Annotated in this window: 3 protein-coding genes; all 3 read left to right on the plus strand. The window is 66.1% G+C overall.

Features of this window, described 5'->3' with window-relative positions; genetic code table 11:
* On the plus strand, positions 1–312 hold a 312-nt coding region (locus ACFQEU_RS14235), incomplete at its 5' end, for a dihydrofolate reductase family protein (protein WP_379783222.1).
* Between the two features lie 382 nt (positions 313–694).
* Positions 695–1,618 carry a coiled-coil protein gene (locus tag ACFQEU_RS14240; RefSeq protein WP_379783224.1) on the plus strand — a complete coding sequence of 308 codons (924 nt, stop codon included), beginning with the start codon at positions 695–697 and terminating at the stop codon, positions 1,616–1,618.
* 134 nt (positions 1,619–1,752) lie between these two features.
* On the plus strand, positions 1,753–2,650 hold an 898-nt coding region (sppA, locus tag ACFQEU_RS14245; RefSeq protein WP_379783226.1), incomplete at its 3' end, for a signal peptide peptidase SppA.

The following is a 2,650-nucleotide window of genomic DNA, read 5'->3' on the forward strand; positions in this document are numbered from 1 at the left end:
GGCGCGGAGGTGATCAACGCCCGCGAGGAGCGCGTCGACGTGTTCGCGGCGGTGGACGCGCTGGCCGATCACGGGATCGACCGGCTGATGGTCGAGGGCGGCGGGGAGGTGATCTTCTCGTGTTTCGCGGCCGGCGTCGTCGACGAGCTGCAGGTGTACGTGGGGTCGCTCATCGTCGGCGGCCGCGAGTCACCGACGTTGGCCGACGGCGACGGGTTCGTCGACGAGTTCCCCCGGTTGGAGCTCGCCGAGATCGACCGACTCGACGACGGGGTCGTGCTCTCCTATCAGGTCAACGGGGCCAGCGAGTAGAGCGGTATCGGGGCGATGAAGGAAGCGGCCGGACCGATGAGGGTGGGCGGACCGAGGAGGGCGGCCCGGCCCACGACCCGACGGCCCGAAGTGGACGCAGTGGGGTGTTCCGTTCGGGACAGCGATAGGGGGGAGTTCGTCTCGGATCCACGATAGGGGGTGTGTGATCGACTCACGAGATCGGGAGGTACACGGCCCGTGCTACCGGCTTTCATGCGAATTCACCGAAGTATTTATATGTCACAACGCGGTACATCCTGATACCAGAACGCCTCCGGCGCTGGTAGGATCGCACGCTGAAATGAACGGGAGTTCTTATACACGGCCCCACGCACGACGGCGAGCGGCCGCCACATCCGGAGCGGTGATGGAGAGATAAAAAATGGTAACGAAAGACGAAGTTCTCGAACAGTACGACATCGAGCCGATGAACGACGCGGATAACGTGGACCTTTCCGAGGACGACCTCGAAAACGGGTCCAAAGGGCAGCTCATCAAACGCGCCGGGCAGCTGCGTGACCGACGCAACGAGCTGAACCAGATGGCCTCCGAGCGCGCCTCCAAACGCGACGACCTCAACGCGAAGACGCGCGAGAAGGTCGACGAGGCCCAGGAACACCGCGAGAAACGCGACGAGCTCAACGAGCAGGTCCAGGAACACAAGGACAGCCGCAACGAGCTCAACGCGAAGGCGAACGAACTGTTCGACGAGGTCGAAGAGCTCAAACAGGACATGGAGCTCGGCTCCGGCAAGTCCATCGAAGAGCTCAAAGAGGAGATCGAGGACCTCGAGTTCCGCCAGCAGACGGAGGTGCTCGACGCGGAGGACGAACGCGAGCTCATCGAGAAGATCGATGACAAACGCGAGAAGCTCGCGGACAAAAAGGAGAAGATCGACGACACGAGCGAGCTCGACGAGCTCGTCGAGGAGGCCGAGGAGGTCCGCTCGGAGGCGTCGAAGCACCACCAGAAGGTGACCGAGCTCGCCGACGAGGCCCAGGAGCACCACAACCGGATGATCGAGGCGTATCGCGAGGCCGACGACATCCGCGACGAGGCCGACGAGATGCACGACCTCTTCGTCGAGGCCCAGGAGGCAGCCGACCGCCACCACGAGGACTTCGTTCGCGTCCAGAAGCGCCTTCGCGAGCTCGACAAGAAGGAGGAGGAAGAGCGCAAAGACGAGCGCGCGGAGAAGCGCGAGGAGGAGAAGGAGGAAGCCGAGGAGATCTACCAGAAGTTCAAGGAGGGCGAGACCCTCGACACCGAGGACCTCATGAAGCTGCAGAAGACCGGCCTCCTGTAAGCCGGCGACACCGCGGTTCTTCTATCCCGTTTCAGCCGGCCATAGAGCGACGGCACCGGGGCGAGAACGGACCCTATCTCCGACGTCGACGGGGAAGGCTCAGCATATAAACCGATGGGACACCAACCGAGGGTATGGACGACACGCCTCGGTCGGCGGGACGCGCAGCGCTTCTCGGGCTCGTCGTGGCGGCAGTCACGACGCTGCTCGCGGGACGACGGCTGGTCGCGAGACTCACGCGCGGCCGCCTCGGCGACACGACGGAGTACAACACGGCGAAGGTGTCGGTCTCGGGCCCGATAACACGGGATCGCGGGCGGCCGTCGCCGCTGTCGGGCCCCACGGGCGCGACCGCCGACGAGGTCGTCGAGCAGATCGAGGCCGCCGACGAGGACGAGAACGTCGAGGCGCTGTTGGTCGAGCTCAACACCCCCGGCGGCGAGGTCGTGCCGAGCGACGACATCCGGCGGGCGGCCGCCGCGTTCGACGGGCCGACCGTCGGGTACACGACGGACCTGTGCGCCTCCGGCGGCTACTGGATCGCTAGCGGCTGTGACGAGCTGTGGGCGCGCAACGGGAGTCTCGTCGGATCCATCGGCGTGATCGGCTCGCGGCCGAACGCCGCGGGGCTCGCCGACAAGCTGGGGATCTCCTACGAGCAGTTCACCGCCGGCGAGTACAAGGACGCCGGCGTCCCCCTCCGCGAGATCGAAGAGGAGGAGCGCGAGTACCTCCAGTCGCTGATCGACGGCTACTACGAGCAGTTCGTGGAGACCGTCAGCGAGGGGCGCGAGATGGACTCCGAGACGATCCGCGACACCGAAGCACGCGTCTACCTCGGTCCGGACGCGGTCGAGCTGGGCCTCGTCGACGAGCTCGGCACGCAGGATGACGTCGAAGAGGCGCTGGGGGAGCGGATAGACGCGGACGTCGAGCTCCGCGAGTTCACCCCCGAGCGCGGACTCGCCGAGCGGCTGGGGATCGGCGCGGAACGCGTCGCGTACGCCGCCGGCAACGGGGCCGCCAGCGTGT

This window comes from Halorubrum tibetense (assembly GCF_042661865.1).
GTDB classification, from domain to species: domain Archaea; phylum Halobacteriota; class Halobacteria; order Halobacteriales; family Haloferacaceae; genus Halorubrum; species Halorubrum tibetense.

Excerpts from the sequence above, each read along its gene's own strand:
- ACFQEU_RS14240 (WP_379783224.1), top strand. The coding sequence starts at position 695 with ATGGTAACGAAAGACGAAGTTCTCGAACAGTACGACATCGAGCCGATG.